The 15168-nt window shown below is 70.8% G+C and carries 13 protein-coding genes; 6 read left to right on the forward strand and 7 right to left on the reverse strand.

The genetic code is table 11. The annotated features are described in order from the left end of the window. Window positions 1-109 precede the first annotated feature (109 nt). A complete protein-coding gene (locus JSY14_RS08235; protein ID WP_259558153.1) occupies window positions 110-1651 on the reverse strand; it encodes an IS1634 family transposase in 1542 nt (513 codons plus the stop codon). A gap of 180 nt (window positions 1652-1831) precedes the next feature. Here JSY14_RS08235 and JSY14_RS08240 point away from each other — a divergent pair, with 180 nt between their 5' ends. From JSY14_RS08240 to JSY14_RS08265, 6 genes are all read left to right on the forward strand, one after another. Beyond that, the gene (locus JSY14_RS08240) at window positions 1832-2224 is read left to right on the forward strand and encodes a hypothetical protein (protein WP_259558272.1); all 393 of its coding nucleotides are present in this window, start codon (window positions 1832-1834) and stop codon (window positions 2222-2224) included. Between the two features lie 184 nt (window positions 2225-2408). Continuing rightward, complete coding sequence (locus JSY14_RS08245; RefSeq protein WP_259558273.1) at window positions 2409-3569, forward strand: ImmA/IrrE family metallo-endopeptidase; 1161 nt, start codon at window positions 2409-2411, stop codon at window positions 3567-3569. Continuing rightward, the gene (locus JSY14_RS08250) at window positions 3569-4114 is read left to right on the forward strand and encodes a DUF4411 family protein (protein WP_259558274.1); all 546 of its coding nucleotides are present in this window, start codon (window positions 3569-3571) and stop codon (window positions 4112-4114) included. The genes JSY14_RS08245 and JSY14_RS08250 overlap by 1 nt, the downstream gene beginning before the upstream one ends. A 221-nt stretch (window positions 4115-4335) precedes the next feature. Next, the gene (locus JSY14_RS08255) at window positions 4336-5859 is read left to right on the forward strand and encodes a hypothetical protein (protein ID WP_259558275.1); all 1524 of its coding nucleotides are present in this window, start codon (window positions 4336-4338) and stop codon (window positions 5857-5859) included. A gap of 130 nt (window positions 5860-5989) precedes the next feature. Further along, window positions 5990-6857 (forward strand): IS5 family transposase gene (locus JSY14_RS08260; RefSeq protein ID WP_259558276.1). Its coding sequence is split into 2 segments (ribosomal slippage): window positions 5990-6346 and window positions 6348-6857, totalling 867 coding nucleotides; the frame shifts between segments, so codons are not numbered across the junction. Window positions 6858-6949: 92 nt separating this feature from the next. After that, window positions 6950-7651 carry a ZIP family metal transporter gene (locus JSY14_RS08265; protein WP_259559634.1) on the forward strand — a complete coding sequence of 234 codons (702 nt, stop codon included), beginning with the start codon at window positions 6950-6952 and terminating at the stop codon, window positions 7649-7651. A 30-nt stretch (window positions 7652-7681) separates the two neighbouring features. Here the strand turns inward: JSY14_RS08265 and JSY14_RS08270 are convergent, their stop codons facing one another. The 6 genes from JSY14_RS08270 to JSY14_RS08295 form a co-directional block, all read right to left on the reverse strand. Further along, window positions 7682-8602, reverse strand: a complete 921-nt coding sequence (locus JSY14_RS08270; protein WP_259558277.1) for an SDR family oxidoreductase — start codon at window positions 8600-8602, stop codon at window positions 7682-7684. A gap of 124 nt (window positions 8603-8726) precedes the next feature. Then, complete coding sequence (locus JSY14_RS08275; protein WP_259558278.1) at window positions 8727-10358, reverse strand: amidohydrolase; 1632 nt, start codon at window positions 10356-10358, stop codon at window positions 8727-8729. Between the two features lie 81 nt (window positions 10359-10439). After that, the gene (locus JSY14_RS08280; RefSeq protein ID WP_259558279.1) at window positions 10440-11609 is read right to left on the reverse strand and encodes a cystathionine gamma-lyase; all 1170 of its coding nucleotides are present in this window, start codon (window positions 11607-11609) and stop codon (window positions 10440-10442) included. Window positions 11610-11641: 32 nt separating this feature from the next. Then, window positions 11642-12169, reverse strand: a complete 528-nt coding sequence (locus JSY14_RS08285; protein ID WP_259558280.1) for a hypothetical protein — start codon at window positions 12167-12169, stop codon at window positions 11642-11644. Window positions 12170-12413: 244 nt separating this feature from the next. Then, window positions 12414-13958 carry an alanine/glycine:cation symporter family protein gene (locus JSY14_RS08290; protein ID WP_259558281.1) on the reverse strand — a complete coding sequence of 515 codons (1545 nt, stop codon included), beginning with the start codon at window positions 13956-13958 and terminating at the stop codon, window positions 12414-12416. Between the two features lie 138 nt (window positions 13959-14096). Beyond that, window positions 14097-15041 (reverse strand): MerR family transcriptional regulator, encoded by a 945-nt coding sequence (locus JSY14_RS08295; RefSeq protein ID WP_259558282.1) that lies wholly within the window; start codon window positions 15039-15041, stop codon window positions 14097-14099. Window positions 15042-15168: the final 127 nt, after the last annotated feature.

Raw genomic sequence — 15168 nt, forward strand, 5'->3', positions numbered from 1 at the left:
CGACGATCTGTCATACCCGAATGCCACAATCAGCAGCTCAACACCGGCAACGACGCCGACCGTCCCCGCTCACCAGCCCCATGAAACATCGAGGTTAGTGACCCATGCGTCAAGTCATCTTGAGGGCCTTGAGGATGGTGCGGGCATCGTCGGTGAGCTCGGCCTTGGCCGTGATGTCCTGGCCGGCCAGGGTGATGGTCACGTCCTGCAACGGCCGTAGGGTCCGGATGATCTTGCGGATGCTGAACCCCGTCTGGGCCTGCAGGAGACGGGCCATTGCCAGGGCGGTGAACACGATCGTGAGGTGAGCTTCGATCGCGTCCCGCTGCCGATGAAACATGGGCCTGGCCTGTAGGTCCGTCTTGCTCATCCGGAAGGACTGCTCGACCTGCCACAGGTCGTGATAGCTGGAGAGCACCTCCGCCGCGGACATCACCGTCGCGGGGATGTTGGTGACGTAGCCCTTCAGCCCCACGAGGCTCCGTGCCCGCTTGAGGGAGGCTTCGTCGAGGCTGCGACCGGCCGCTGTGGTCTTCACGAACCGCGTCGACTTCACGGTCACGTCCCCGTCGATCACAGCGCGGGCTCGGTTCTCCTGCGCGGTCAGCGTGTGCCCATCCCGGATGGCGCGTTTCTTCGAGAACGCCCAGACCGCCCGCCAGTGCCCGGGATGCTCCGTCGGGTCCCAGACCGGCTCCCAGCGGTGCTGCTTCGTGTCGGTTTTCGTGTTGCCGTGACGTGGGGTGATGGTGTCGATCAGCTGCCCGTCGGTGAACGCGTCACCGTTCCAGTGGAAGTGATGTGCAAGGTCACCAGGGGCTTTGACCTGCCGCGACCCGACGATGAACCGCAGTCCCGCTTCGTTAAGGGCGGTCAGGTTCGCGGTGGAGAGCATCCCGGCGTCAGCGACGACGACCATGTCCGCTAGGCCGTGGCGGGCCTGGAACTGCTGGATGATCGGCACGATCGTCGTGGTCTCGGCCTTGTTGCCCTCGAAGCAGCCGATCTCGAGCGGGAACCCGCCCCGATCCACCAGCAGCCCGACCACGATCTGCGGATCCACTCGGCGCTCCTTCGAGTAGCCGACCTTCCGCAGTTCGTCCTCGTGCTCGGCCTCGAAGTAGAGCGTGGTGACGTCATAGAGCACCAGAGAGATATCGCCGCTGGTCGAGGCATGTTCAAAGCAGTTCTTCGCTATCTGGTCGCGGTACTTGCACTGCTGGATCCGGGTCAGGCAGCGCTTCATCGTTGAACGATGCACCGGATCGATCCCCACCTCGCTCAGCACGCGAGCGGAGTCGAGCATCGAGGTCGGGAAGATCAAACGCGCGGCGACGAGCTGGAAGAACGCCTCGTCCTCGAGCGCATCGAAACCAAGCCCTCTCCAGGTCGCCTGGAGCACGTCCAGCAGCAAGCGCGACCGCATGGACCGCACCACAGCTGCCTGGGGATCCTGCTCCAAGCCGAGGTCGAGAGTCTCCTGACCAGCATTGAGCTTGTCCCGGCCGGCCCTCATCAAAACAGCGAGCTCAGCCTCGGTATGCGCGGACCCGAGGTGCTCAAGGATCTTGTTCCGCCGACCCTCCTTAACGACCACCTGCACGGCAGTCGCGCCAGACGCCGTGGTCACCTTCCTCAAAAACGGGCTCACAACCCCCGACCCTACCCCCAATTAGTGACCCATCCAGCCACCCTGGAAACCCCACGACCAGCAGAAACGCTACTGAAATCTCTCAAACCAGGCCCGAGAGGTCCAACTCAGGTCAGTGCTCCCGCGCAGGAGAGAGCCGCAGCTCTGAAGGAACTCGACCGGGGGGTCAGGAGCGGGACGATGGAGTTCCCTGATCGCCTGAGCGGGAGACGGGCCGGAGAGCTTCTGAGCCCGGGTGCGCAGGAGGCGCTCTTCCTCCTGGGATCGATCTTCCAGGCGCAGGCACTCAAGAATCCGTACCGCGGTGGGGCACCTGGACGCGGTACCACTGGCTTCAACGAGGGCGCCGGCAACGAACGGATCGGAGCCGTCCTCGCCGCGGGGAACGACAAGGACGCACGCTCCATCCATCTGTTCATAGGCCCGCCGGACGGTGCGCCGTGGGAACGATGCACGGTGTGGATCCGCGAAGACGGCGTCGAACGAGAGATCGAGGTAAGACCGGGCGAGCCGGGTCGCGACTATGTGCTTCGCGTCTGGAGTGCGACACGCGAAGCGCTGCAGGGGCGCTGACTGGGGCCGCGCTCGAGGCAGAAATGCCTGCAACGCTCTGAGCCCCGGACGCGGCCAACGACGGCTTGACGGACCATTCTGCGGGCGCCGTGGGCTCTGCCTCGGCTCAGGGTCACCTTTCGTGCCCCGCGTCTAGCATGTGGGTCGCGACAACTGCGACGGAACCGGATGAGGAGGGCGTGCCGTGAGTGTCCACGTGGATGTCGCTCCCACCTTGCTGGACTGGGCCGTGGGGCGTGCAGGCTGGGACGAGGAGACGGCGGAGCGAAGGTTCCCGCACCTCGCCGAGTGGAGGGCCGGAACCCGCAGGCCCACCGTGAAGCAGCTCGAGAAGTTCGCACAAGCCACGCATGCGCCGTTCGGGCAGCTTTTCCTTCCAGCCCCACCGGAGGAACCACTCCCGGTGCCCGACATGCGCACGCTGCGCGACGCGGCGATCAGTAGGCCATCCGCTGACCTCCTCGACACGATCTACCTGTGCCAGTTGCGCCAGGACTGGTTCCGGGACTACCTACTCGAGAACAGCCTGGACCCGGTGCCGTATGTCGGATCCGCGACGACGATGGATGAGCCCGCGATCATCGCGCAGAGGATGTGGGACGTCCTCGGCATCAGTCCTGATGCAGGACCACTCGCTCCGAACTGGGGCAGCGCCTTCAGCCTCCTGTCCGACCGCATCGAGGACAGTGGAACCCTCGTGATGGTCAGCGGCGTGGTCGGATCGAACACCCGCCGCGTGCTGCAGCCTGAAGAGTTCCGCGGCTTCACCTTGGCTGACGACCTGGCTCCCCTGGTCTTCGTCAACGGCGCGGATAGCAAGGCCGCGCAGATCTTCACGCTCGTTCACGAGTTCGCCCATGTGTGGCTAGGAGGAAGCGCACTCTCCGATGCCGTGCCCGGTGCGACGAGTGCGCCTCCGGACGAGCAATGGTGCAACGCCGTCGCCGCAGAGGTGCTGATGCCGGGCGAGACCGTCCGTGCCGAGTACATCGGTGACCAATCCGCAGAAGGACTGGATGCCCTCGCTCAGCGATTCACCGTGAGCACTCTCGTCGTGCTGCGTCGACTTGCCGACCTCAGCCTCATCACGAAGGAGCTGTACTACGAGCGATATGAGGAGGAGAAGGCGCGTGTTCTCGCACTTCTTGCCGAAGCGAAGGAGCAGAAGACAGACGGCGGAAGCTTCTACAACGTCCAGCCGCGACGGCTCAGCAGACAGTTCGCTCGAGCCGTGATCGCCAGCGCACGCGAGGGCAGGACGAGTTACCGGGACGCGTTCAAGCTGCTCGGCGTGAAGAAGCACAGCACCTTCGAGCAACTCGCTGAGCGGGTCGGGGTCAGCTGATGTACCTCGTTGACGCGAGCATCCTGATCGAAGCGAAGAACAGGTACTACGCGTTCGACATCGCGCCAGGGTTCTGGACCTGGCTCGAACAGGGCCACCAGGCAGGAGAGCTGATCAGTATTGATGCCGTTCGCGATGAGCTCCTTAGCGGTGATGACGAGCTCGCGGACTGGGCGCGGGATCACCCGGGCTTCTTCCTACCGGTCGATCAGCGAACCGTCCAGAACTTCGCTCCGCTCAGCACGTGGGCAGCGAGGCAGGACTATCGGCAGGATGCGTTGAACGCGTTCTCGAGTGACCAAGCTGATTTCCTCCTCATCGCCCATGCCGCCGGGCATGGCGACACCGTCGTCACCAACGAACTGCCCAGTCCGAACGCACGCAAGCGGGTGAAGATCCCGGACGCCTGTGCCGCGATGGGAGTCGAGTATGTCGATGTCTTCACGGTGATGCGGACTACAGGAGCGAAGCTCCACTTGCATGGGGCGGATGGAAGCACGCCCGCGCCTGCGCCCCTGGCGCCGACCATTCCAGGGCTCGACTGACCTGTGCTCCGGTGGCGAGCAATGAGCCTGCCGCCTCAAGACCGGGTCAGCCCCAAGACGCCGGCGAGACCACGACGCCACCGGCACGGCGTGGGCCACGCGGGGCACTGAACGCCGGCCAGACCGAACGCGATCACGCCGCAGCCAGCCGGAGCGGTCCCTGACCAGCCCATGGGGCGCATAGCCTTTTCGCTGATGTCCGCATGCGGCACGATGGTCAGATGCCGAAGAAGAAGCACCGCCGCGGCACCCAGCGCTCTTGCCCGCAGCGCGGCCCGTCCCACGCGTTCGAGCGATCCGACAGGCGGATGGAGCGAGATCTGCATGCGCTGCTGGCCCAGTTCGTTCTCTGGCGCCGTGAGGCGGTCTCCACGGATCAGGCCGACGAGGAGGCCGCACATGTGGAGCTGCTGCTGAGGCTGAAGGCCGAGCAGCTCGACAGTGCGGACCCGACCTACTGGACCGAAGAACTGATAGAGGTCCTGCTGACCGAGGTGGTTCCACGCAAGGTGATCCAGCCGCGCGAGATGGTCATGGCGCAGGTGCCTGCCCTGGGCCAGTTCTTCGCGTTCCTCGACGAGCACCAGCGCTGGCATCCCGACGGCATCGACGTGGATCGGGCCCGCAGCGTGCTGGAGGGGCTCGAGTTCTCGGCCCTGGAAGCCGCCGATGACCCCACTGCCCGCTCCTTCACCGGCAACATCCTCGTCCACGCGAGCACGCTGGGGGTCGACCTGAGCACGCCCGAGCTGTTCGACGCCTACATGCAGTGGTACAACACCGCGCTGACCAACACCGAGCGCCACGAGATCTCCGACACCGGGCGCCTGGCGAACCCGTCGATGCCCTTCGAGGCTTCGCACTGGACGGGCTCGGGCAGTGTTTTCGGCGGCGGCCCCGATCCTGCCGACGTCCCCGACAAGGAGCCCGGGTTGCCCTGGTTCCTGCCCGACAACTCCACTCTGGAGGAGCCCCTGCTCGCGCTGGAGAGGGCCGAGGACGACATGGAGGAGCTCACGGCAGCGCACGGTGACGTGAGGCTGGTGCAGCGGGCGGCGCGCCTGCTGGAGTTCCTGGGCAAGGGGCGTCAGGTGACTTCGACGGGAGCGCTGCGCCTGGCCGACGTACGCACCCTCGTCGAGGAGTGGGAGATCGACACCGGCCCCTTCGCGGTCACCTCCATGTGGCAGGTCGACGAGATCGCAGGCCCGTGGAGCGCCCTGATCGCGGGTGGGTGGGTCACGCTGACCAGCACCCGGGCCTACCCCGAGCAGCACGACCATGCGCCGTACGTCCCGGCGTCGGAGGACCCGGAGGCGTTCACGACCTTCGCGCGCGCGGTGATGCTGGTGCTGTTGATCACCCTTGTGCAGAACGATCCGGACGAGGGTGGTTTCCGCGGCGGACCGGACACCTTCGCGGCCCTTCTGTTCGCCGCCAGCCCCGACGGGCTGACCCTCCCCGACGCGAACAGCATCCTGGCCGACCTGGCCAGCCACGACCGTGGAGAGCATTCCGCACGCACGGCGGGCTTTCCGGCAGGCAGCGGTCAGATGTGGCAGATGTGGAGGGTCCAGGCCGACCTGATGCACCTGTCGCGATGCGGGCTGCTGCGACAGGACCCGGCGGCGGGTGCTGAGCAGGAGGAGGTCCCGGATCCGGAGGGGTCGACGTTCCGCGGCAACCTCGCGGTGTTCGCGGCGGTGATTACCGCCGTCGACGCCACGCGTCTGGGCGGGGTCTGACGGGAGATAGCCCGTCGCGTGGCTCCACTGATGGGGGTGCGATGCGAGGATGTGGACAATCGACATGCTTCCGTTGTCGCCTAGGGCGTGTCTGAGAATAGATGCACGAGTCAGCTGAGACCCTGGGGACATGTCCCGGTTCCAGATGCTCTCCGACGCCCAATGGGAGTTGATCGCCCCGATGCTCCCGACCCGGACCGGCCGCGCCGGCAGGCCGTTCGCCGACGCCCGCACCATGGTGGAGGCGATCATCTACCGGTACCGGTGCGGAATCGCTTGGAGGGATCTGCCCGAGGTCTACGGGCCCTGGCAGACCGTGTGGACCTGGCATCGGCGCTTGGCCGAGAAAGGCACCTGGGACACGGTGCTGGCCACGCTGACCGCCGCCGCTGACGCCGAAGGCCTGATCGATTGGTCGGTCTCGGTGGACTCCACGATCGCCCGCGCCCACCAGCACGCGACGAACATCACCCGCCACACAGGGGGATGGATCGAACTACAAGAATCCGCGTGAGGAGCCGGCCGATCACGGCATCGGGCGCTCCCGTGGCGGGCTGAGCACGAAGATCCATCAGCTCGTCGATGGGACCGGGCTGCCGCTGGTCAGCCTGATCACCCCCGGCCAGGCAGGGGACTCCCCGATGCTGCTTCCTCTTCTGGAGCAGCTGCGCGTGACCCGGCCAGTAGGGCGGCCCCGGACCCGCCCCGAGGCCGTGCTGGGCGATAAGGCGTACTCCTCCCGGGCGATCCGCACCCACCTACGCGCCCGCGGGATCAAAGCGGTCATCCCCGAACCGGCCGACCAGCAGGGCCACCGCAGACGGCGCGGTGCCCGAGGCGGGCGCCCCGTCAGCCTCGACGCGGACGCCTACAAGGGCCGCAACGTCATCGAGCGTCAGTACGCTCACCTGAAGCAGTGGCGGGGTCTGGCGACCCGGTATGACAAGTACGCGATCATCTACAGGGCCGCTGTGGTCCTGAATGCTGTGCTCGCATAGTCAAAACGATTGTCAGACATGCCCTAGGCAGGCACGTTGCCGCGAGTCCGGTCCGGCGTCGTCCCCGGTCAGCGCGTAGCCTGGCTGCCGTGATGACCCTGATGTGGGGCGCAGTCGCCGCGTCCTCCCTGCTCGTGGGCGCCGTCCTGGCGACCCTGCGCCGCTGGCACATGGGCACGATCGGTCTCGTGCTCGCCTTCGGCGCCGGCGCCCTGATCGCGTCCGTGTCCTTCGAGCTCGCGGAGGCGGGCGTGCAGGCGGCCGGGCCCACCGCCGTCGGCATCGGGCTGACGCTCGGCGCGGCCGCCTACTTCCTCGGCGACCGTGCGGTGGAGCGCTCCGCCGCGAGGTCCGGCGGCTCGTCCTCGGGCGCCGCGCTGACCGTGGGCGCGCTGCTGGACGGCATCCCGGAGCAGATCGTGCTGGGCATCGGGCTGGCCGCGGGCGAGGGCGTGTCTCTCGCGCTGCTCGTGGCGATCTTCATGTCCAACCTGCCCGAGTCCATCGCCGCCACGGCCGACTCCCTCGACGGCGGCAAGACGCGTCGCCACCTGCTGATCCAGTGGTCGCTCGTGGCGGTGCTCTGCGCCCTGGCGACGTGGGGCGGCGGGCTGATCGCCGACGTCGCCTCCCCCGCCCTGACTGGCGGCATCCAGGGCTTCGCGGCCGGCGCCCTGCTGGTCATGCTGATCGACACGATGATCCCCGAGGCCCGAGAGAAGGGCGGGGAGAAGGCCGGGCTGCTCACCGTGGTCGGCTTCGCGCTCGGCGCGTTCCTGTCCCTGGTGGTGTGACCGCCCAGGGACAGGAACGCCCGGCTCCGGTCACGGCGTCGGCATGCCGCCGGTGACCGGGATGGTCGCACCCACCACATAGGAGGACTCCGGCGAGGCCAGGAACACGTACGCCGGGGCGAGCTCGGTGGGCTGCCCGGCGCGGCCCAGCGGGGTGGACTGGCCGAACTCCGGCAGGGCCTCCGGCTTCTGGCCGCCGGAGGGCTGCAGCGGGGTCCAGATCGGGCCGGGCGCCACGGCGTTCACGCGGATGCCCTTCGGGGCCAGCTGCTGGCCCAGGGCCTTCGTGAAGGTGTTGATGGCGGCCTTCGTGGCGGAGTAGTCCACCAGCTGCTCCGGGGCCATGTAGGCGACAACGGAGGTGGTGTTGATGATCGTGGAGCCCGGCTTCAGGTGCGGCAGGGCGGCCTTGACCAGGCGGAACTGGGCCAGGATGTTGATGTCGAAGGTGGCCTCGAGCTGCTCGTTGTCGATGTCCTCGATCGAGTCCTGCGCCACCTGCTTGCCGCCGTTGTTCACCAGCACGTCCAGCCCGCCGAGCTTCTCGACCGCCTGGGCGACGAGATCGGCGCAGAACGCCTTGTCGCGGAGGTCGCCGGGGATCCCGACGGCGGTGCGCCCCTCCGCCTGCAGGACCTCGAGGACGTGCTGGGCGTCCTTCTCCTCCTCGGGCAGGTAGGTGATCACGACGTCGGCGCCCTCGCGCGCGAACGCGATCGCGGTGGCCGCGCCGATGCCGGAGTCGCCGCCGGTGATGAGTGCCTTGCGGCCCTCGAGACGGCCGGTGCCGCGGTAGGACTTCTCACCCAGGTCGGCCTTCGGCGTCATCTCCGCGTCCAGGCCGGTGCCGGGCAGCGTCTCCTCCGGCGGGCTGATCACGGGGTAGCGCTTCGTGGGGTCCTGCAGGGTGAGCTGGTCGGTGGTGGTGGTGTTCGCGTCGTCGTGCGCCACGGGGTGCTCCTCATGGTCTCGGGGCGACGCGCGGTCTGCGCGCCGTCCTCCGAGCGTAGGGAGCAGCCCCCCGGCAGAGCCACGGCTGACCGCCGGGGTCCCCGGGGGGTGCCGGGGCCGGGCGTCACAGCCCGCCGTGCACGAACTCCCCGCCCACGGCGGTGGCGACGACGTCGATCGCCGCGATCTGGTCGCTCGGCACCGCGCGCGGGTCCTCGCTGAGCACCGTGAAGTCCGCGAGCTGGCCTGCGACGAGCCGTCCCTTGCGGCCGCCCCAGCCGGTCGCCTCCGCGGAGCCGACCGTATAGGCGTGCAAGGCCTCGGCCACCGTGAGCCGCTCCGCGTCCGGGCCGTACTGCTCGCCGGTCTCGGTGCGGCGCAGCACGAAGTCCTGGATGACCTCCAGCGGGCGGCCGCCGGCCACGGGACGGTCCGAGCTGCCGGGCAGCACCAGGCCCGCGCGCAGCAGCCGGCCGGCCGGGTACGAGAGCGCGGCCCGCTCCGGCCCGATCCGCTCCCGCACCGACCCGCCGAACGCGCTGATGAAGTTCGGCTGGGTGGCCATCACGACTTCCAGCTCGGCCATGCGGGCCACCTGGTCGTCGCGGACCACCCCACCGTGCTCCACGCGGTGCGGCATCACGGGGCGCCCGAACCGGCCCCGCGCCTCGGCGATCACGTCGAGGGCGAAGTCGAGGGCGGCGTCGCCGATCGCGTGCAGGGCCAGCGCCCAGCCGGCGGCCGCCGCACCGAGGCACGCCCGGCGCATCTCCCCCGCGTCCTGCTGCAGGTAGCCGCGGCCGTGGCCGTGGCCGCAGTAGTCCTCGGTCATCGCGGCGGTCTGTCCGAGCATCGACCCGTCTGTGAACACCTTCGCCGGCCCGATCTGCAGCCACTCATCGCCCACCCCCGTGCGCACGCCGGCGTCGAGGGTGAGGTGCGTGCCGTCGTCGGGATGGCCGTCCACCGAGTGCAGCGCGTCCAGGGTGACCATCGTCTGGAAGCGGGTGCGCAGCAGCCCCGCGTCCCGGGCGCGCTGATACGCGCCGAACTCGAGCGGGCTGTGCCCGATCCACCCGCCGGCCACCCCCGCATCGGTCACCGAGGTGATGCCCTCGGCCGCGTACTCCTGCGAGGCCCGTGCCAGGCACGCGCCGATGTGCTCGTGGGACTCCGGCTGCAGCAGCCGGGTCACCAGGCTCATGGCGGTCTCCTCCAACAGACCGGTGGGCCGGCCGGCGGCGTCTGTGAGGATCCGCCCGCCCTCGGGCTGCTGCAGCACCTGCTCCCCCACGCCGGCCAGGACCAGCACCGCCCCGGACACCGTGACGGCGTGGCCCGTGTTGTGGCGGATGAGCACGGGGCGCCCGGAGGCGGCGGCGTCGAGGCTGTCCCGGTCGGGCTGGGGGCCGGTGAGGTGGCCGGGGTCGAAGCCGGTGCACGTCACCCAGGCGCCGGGGTCGAGCTCGGCGGCGCGGGCGCGGACCCGGCGGCGGACCTCCTCCGCGGTACGCGCACCCTCGAGGTCCACGTCCAGCCGGGACTGGCCGAACCAGACGCTGTGCGCGTGGGCGTCGTTGAACCCGGCGAGGACGGTGCGCCCCCGCACGTCGAGGCGTTCGCGTGCTGCGAGGCCGTCCAGCTCCTCGTCCACCCCGACGACGACGCCCCGCCACACCCCCAGCCGCGAGGCCGACGGGCGGGCGGGGTCGCCGGTGATGAGGCGGGCGTTCTCCACGATCAGGTCGAGCTGCATGGGGGCGGGTCTCCTGGGGTGGGGCGGCGGGGACTGGTTCGCGAGCGTAGCCGGGCCCGGCTCAACCGGGCAGGGCCGGGCTCAGGCGGGTTCGGCCGCGGCGTCCATGGCCCGGGCCAGGTCGGCGAGCAGCTCCGCCGTCGGCTCGACGCCCACGGACAGGCGCACGAAGCCGGCCGGGACGTCGTCGCCCCAGCGGGCGCGGCGCTCCGCCGCGGTGTGGGTGCCGCCGAAGCTCGTCTGCGCCACCACGTACGCGGCCGCCCCGATGAACCGCTCCGCCGCGGCCGCGTCCGCGAACTCCAGCCCGACGACGCCGCCCGCCGCCGTCATCTGGCGCGCGACGATCTCCGCGTCCGGGTGGTCCGGCAGCCCCGGGTAGGCCACCGCGCGCACGGCCGGGTGCCCGGCCGCGAGCTCGGCGACCGCGAGCGCCGACGCGCACATGCGGGCGAAGCGGACCTCGAGGGTCTCCAGACCGCGATGGATCAGCCAGGCCTCGTGGGTGCCGAGGATCCCGCCGGCCAGGGTGCGCCAGCCGCGCACCCGCGCCATCAGCTCGGGGTCGCGGGACGCGACGTGCCCGCCGAGGGCGTCGGTGTGCCCGTTGACGGCCTTCGTGTCCGAGGCGACGACGACGTCCGCCCCCAGGTCCAGCGGCCGCTGTCCCAGCGGGGTCAGGGAGGTGTTGTCCACGACGACGAGCGCCCCCTTCCCGTCCCGCCGCCCGTTCGCGTGGGCGCGGGCGGCGACGTCGGCCAGGTCCGCGACGCGCAGCCCGGGGTTGGAGGGGGTCTCGACGAACACGAGGTCGTAGGCGGAGAGGTCGGCGTCCGCGAGGCCCGGCGTGGACACGAAGTCCACGTGGACGCCGGTGGGCACGAGGTGCTCGGCGGCGAGGGCGCGGGTGGCGCCGTAGCCGTCCGAGGGCAGCAGGGCGCGGTCACCGGGGCGGAGCACGGGCAGCAGGGCGGCGGCGATGGCCGCCATGCCGGAGGGGACGACGGCGACGTCCGCGTCCTCGAGCACGCCGAGGGCGGCCTCGAGCGCGGCCCAGGTGGGCGTGCCCCAGCGGGCGTACTGGAAGGCGACGTCCGCACCGGGGGCGACGGGGGCGCCGTCGGGACCGGACCCGGGCAGGTGGAACGCGGAGGCGTGCACCAGCGGCGGGGAGATGGCGTCGCCGGGGGCCATGCCGTGGGCGCGGTGGTGGAGGACGGGGCCGAAAGCGGGGGGCTGCTGGGATGCCATCAGGCCATTCTGCCGGGGCGCCGGGCGTGGATTCACCAGAGGAGCTGGCGGCCCCGGATCTGGGCCTGCAATTCGTCGATGCGACCGAGGACGGAGACCTGCAGCAGCGCCGGCCACGCGTGGACGAGGGCGCCCAACGCGAGGGCGATCACGCCCCAGACCGGGTGGCCGACGACGGCGAGCGCGGCCCCGGCGGCCACGTGCAGGCCCGCCGAGGCGGCATGGCTGACGAGCGCTCCCACGGCGACCGTGCGGATGCGCCGCAGGTCGTCGCGGCCGGTGATGCGGCGGCGGATGGCCGCGTTCCAGCCGGCGGCGCCGAGCTGCCGGGAGAGCCAGTCCACGCGGACCCGGCGAGCGAGCGCGCGGGTGCGCCGGTCGCGCCGCCACGGCCGGTCCACGAGTTGCCGCGAGGGCTCCCCGTAGAACGGGCCGAACCCGAAGGTCCCCACCGTGAGCACACCGACGAACAGCCCCGGCGCCGTCGGCGCCATCAGCATGAAGGCGGACGTCAGGGCGGCGACCGTGAGGGCCAGGCCGGCGAGCGAGCGGGGAGTCATCACCGCGGACGCTAGCACACCGGGCCCGCGCCCCGGGCGATCCCCTCGAGCCGCCGCACGTGCGCGGCCCACCGCTCGGCGTCCCAGCCGGGCAGGTTGTCCCCGGGGCCGCGCAGGCCGGCCTGCCCGTCGATCCCCTCGCGCGGGATGTCGGCGTGGACGGCATGGCGGGCCGCGCGGACAGCCCTGGCCCGTGGCCCGACGTCGTCGCGGCGTCCGGCGCCCCGGGCTGCGTCGTCGGGCCTCAGCCCTCCCGGCGCGGGACCACGGTGATCGCGCGGGTGTCCGGGGCGGTGTCGGCGACGTGCTCCATGGCGCGGTCGAGGTCGCCGGTCTGCTGGTACGCCGCGTGGATCTGCTCCCACAGGCGGGCGTTCCGGACGCCGATCGCCGCCGGGTCCAGCACGGGGTCCTGGCCGGCACGGCGCTGGCGGTCGTAGTCCTTGAGCAGCCGGATGGCCACGGGGCTCAGCAGGATGAGCGCCACGATGTTCACCCACGTGTAGAGGCCGACGCCGAAGTCGGCGAACGCCCACACGAGGGCCGAGCTCTGCACGGACCCGAACACCATGGAGCCGGCCAGCAGCAGCCGGGCGATCGCGATGACCGCGCGCTGCGCCGTCTTGTTCGGGATGAGGTAGGCGACGTTCGTCTCCGCGTAGAACGCGAAGGAGAGCAGGGTGGTGAAGGAGAAGAGGAAGACGGCGATCGCCACGAAGGACGGGCCGAAGGCGGGCAGTGCCTCGTCGATGGCGATCTGGACCCACGCCGGGCCCTCCTCGACGCCGGGCACGTGCTCCGCGAGCAGACTCTCCCCGTCCGGGCCCAGCACGTTGAAGCTGTTCGTGGCGAGGATCATCAGGCCGGTCATGGTGCAGACGAACAGGGTGTCCACGTAGGCGGAGAACGCCTGGGCCAGGCCCTGCTTCACGGGGTGGGAGACGTGGGCGGCCGCCGAGGCTTGGGCGCCCGAACCGGTGCCGATCTCGGTGGAGTACACGGCACGGCGCACGCCCCACGCGACGGCGGCGCCGAGGATGCCGCCGTAGACCGAGTCCAGGGCCAGCGCGCTGGAGAAGATCAGGCCGAACATCGCGGGGACCTGCTGCCACATCAGCCCGACGACGAGCAGCCCCACCAGGATGTACGCGCCGGCCATGAACGGGACCACGAGGCCCACCGTGCGGCCGAGGCGGTGCATGCCGCCGAACACGATCACGCAGAACAGCACGGCCATCCCGAGACCCACCCACAGCGGATCCCAACCCCATGCCTCGGTCGTGGCGGCGGTGACGGCGTTGGCCTGGATCTGCGGGCCGGTGAAGACCGTGGCGAACACGGTGGCCGCGGCGTAGGCGACCGCCAGCCACCGCCAGTTCCGGCCGAGCCCCTCGAGGATGTAGTACGCGGGCCCGCCGCGGTACTCGCCGCGGACCTTGTGCTTGTAGAGCTGTGCGAGCGAGCTCTCCACGAGGGCCACGGGGGCGCCGAGGATCGCCGTCACCCACATCCAGAACAGTGCGCCCGGGCCGCCCAGGTAGATCGCGGCCGCGACGCCCGCGATGTTGCCGACGCCGATGCGCCCGCCCAGGGCCATGGCGAACGACTGGAACGAGCTGATCCCCGCCGACGACGATCCTCCCCTGGCCAGCTGGCCCACCATGTCCGTGAGCAGCCGCACCTGGGGAGCCGCCATGCGGATCGTGAAGTACAGGCCCAGGGCGAGGAGCCCGACGACCATGGGCAGGCTCCACATGATCGAGTTGGCGGCGGTGACGAACTGCTCCATGGATTCTTCCCAGGTCGCGGACAGGATCCGTGCACTCCATCACATTCGGGCCACCCCGGGCACCTCTGAGCCCCCGGGGGTCGGCGCGGGACCGGCAGGGTCGGCCGGCCAGACACGCCGTGCCGCCCCCGCACCGGCTCACCCCTGCCCCGCTTCCGCCTCCTCCTGCACCGTCACCGCCAGCTCGACGTGCCCGGCCTCCGGGTCCGCGAGGATCTGGCGGATCTCCGGCGCGGCGCCGGCGTCCTCCGCGTCGAACGCGTCCATGAGCCCAAGCAGATCCGGATGGGGCAGCGCGCCGCCGGGGGCGTCGTCGAGGAGGTCGACGTCGCCCGCGTCGGCCCGCACGTCCACGTACCGCTCCACGCGGCGCGGCAGCGTCCCGGTCACCACCTCGTGTCCGTCGACCCTGAGGCCCGTGGGAGCCGGGCCGCTCAGCGGGACGGCCAGGACGGTCTCCACGACGTCGGCGGCGCCCGGCACCGGGCGCAGCGCCGTCCACGGCGGCCCGGCGGGTGCCGACCCCGCCTCCGCGAGTGCCTGGAACAGCGTCGCGAAGGCGGCGTTCGCGCGCTCGGTGGTCGACTCCTCACCGGCCTCGTCCAGGGCCACCCGCTGCACGACGCCGGCCCACGGTGTCGGCCCGACCGTGCGCTCCGCCACGGGGCCGGGACGGGCGGGGCGGCCGTCGTCGTCGGGATCCGGGGCCGCGTAGACACCGGCGGCCGCGAGCGCGAGCGCGCGGTCCTCGAGGTCGCGGCGGCGCCGCAGCTCGGCCGCGTGCGCCTCGAGCCGCGCCGGCAGGGAGGCGGGGTCCGCGAGGACGGACCGGACGTCGTCGACCGTGAGGCCGGCCGCCCGCAGGACGCGGATCTGCGCGGCCGTCCGGATCTGGCCGGGTGCGTAGCGGCGGTAGCCGGAGTGGGCGTCGACGTCGGCGGGGGCGAGGAGGCCGCGCTCGTCGTAGAAGCGCAGCGCCTTCGCGCTCAGTCCGGTGGCGAGGGCGAACTCGCCCCTTCGATACCGACTCTGCAGCGGACGCGATCGAGCAGATAGTCCGTACCCGTCGCTGAAATCGCCCACTCGGGCCGGTCGCTGGGCACGGCGTCTCGCCGAAGTACGTTTCGCTATCAGGCAGGGCAGTACGTTCAGCGCGGCGGGATGGCTGATCACCTCCACACGATCCCCAACGCAGATGCGGCCCGATACG

It is taken from the genome of Brachybacterium sillae, assembly GCF_025028335.1.
In the GTDB taxonomy this organism is placed as follows: Bacteria; Actinomycetota; Actinomycetes; order Actinomycetales; family Dermabacteraceae; genus Brachybacterium; species Brachybacterium sillae.

Excerpts from the sequence above, each read along its gene's own strand:
- JSY14_RS08240 (WP_259558272.1), top strand. The coding sequence starts at position 1,832 with ATGGAGTTCCCTGATCGCCTGAGCGGGAGACGGGCCGGAGAGCTTCTG.
- JSY14_RS08250 (WP_259558274.1), top strand. The coding sequence starts at position 3,569 with ATGTACCTCGTTGACGCGAGCATCCTGATCGAAGCGAAGAACAGGTAC.
- JSY14_RS08255 (WP_259558275.1), top strand. The coding sequence starts at position 4,336 with ATGCCGAAGAAGAAGCACCGCCGCGGCACCCAGCGCTCTTGCCCGCAG.
- JSY14_RS08265 (WP_259559634.1), top strand. The coding sequence starts at position 6,950 with ATGACCCTGATGTGGGGCGCAGTCGCCGCGTCCTCCCTGCTCGTGGGC.
- JSY14_RS08275 (WP_259558278.1), bottom strand. The coding sequence starts at position 10,358 with ATGCAGCTCGACCTGATCGTGGAGAACGCCCGCCTCATCACCGGCGAC.
- JSY14_RS08280 (WP_259558279.1), bottom strand. The coding sequence starts at position 11,609 with ATGGCATCCCAGCAGCCCCCCGCTTTCGGCCCCGTCCTCCACCACCGC.
- JSY14_RS08285 (WP_259558280.1), bottom strand. The coding sequence starts at position 12,169 with ATGACTCCCCGCTCGCTCGCCGGCCTGGCCCTCACGGTCGCCGCCCTG.
- JSY14_RS08290 (WP_259558281.1), bottom strand. The coding sequence starts at position 13,958 with ATGGAGCAGTTCGTCACCGCCGCCAACTCGATCATGTGGAGCCTGCCC.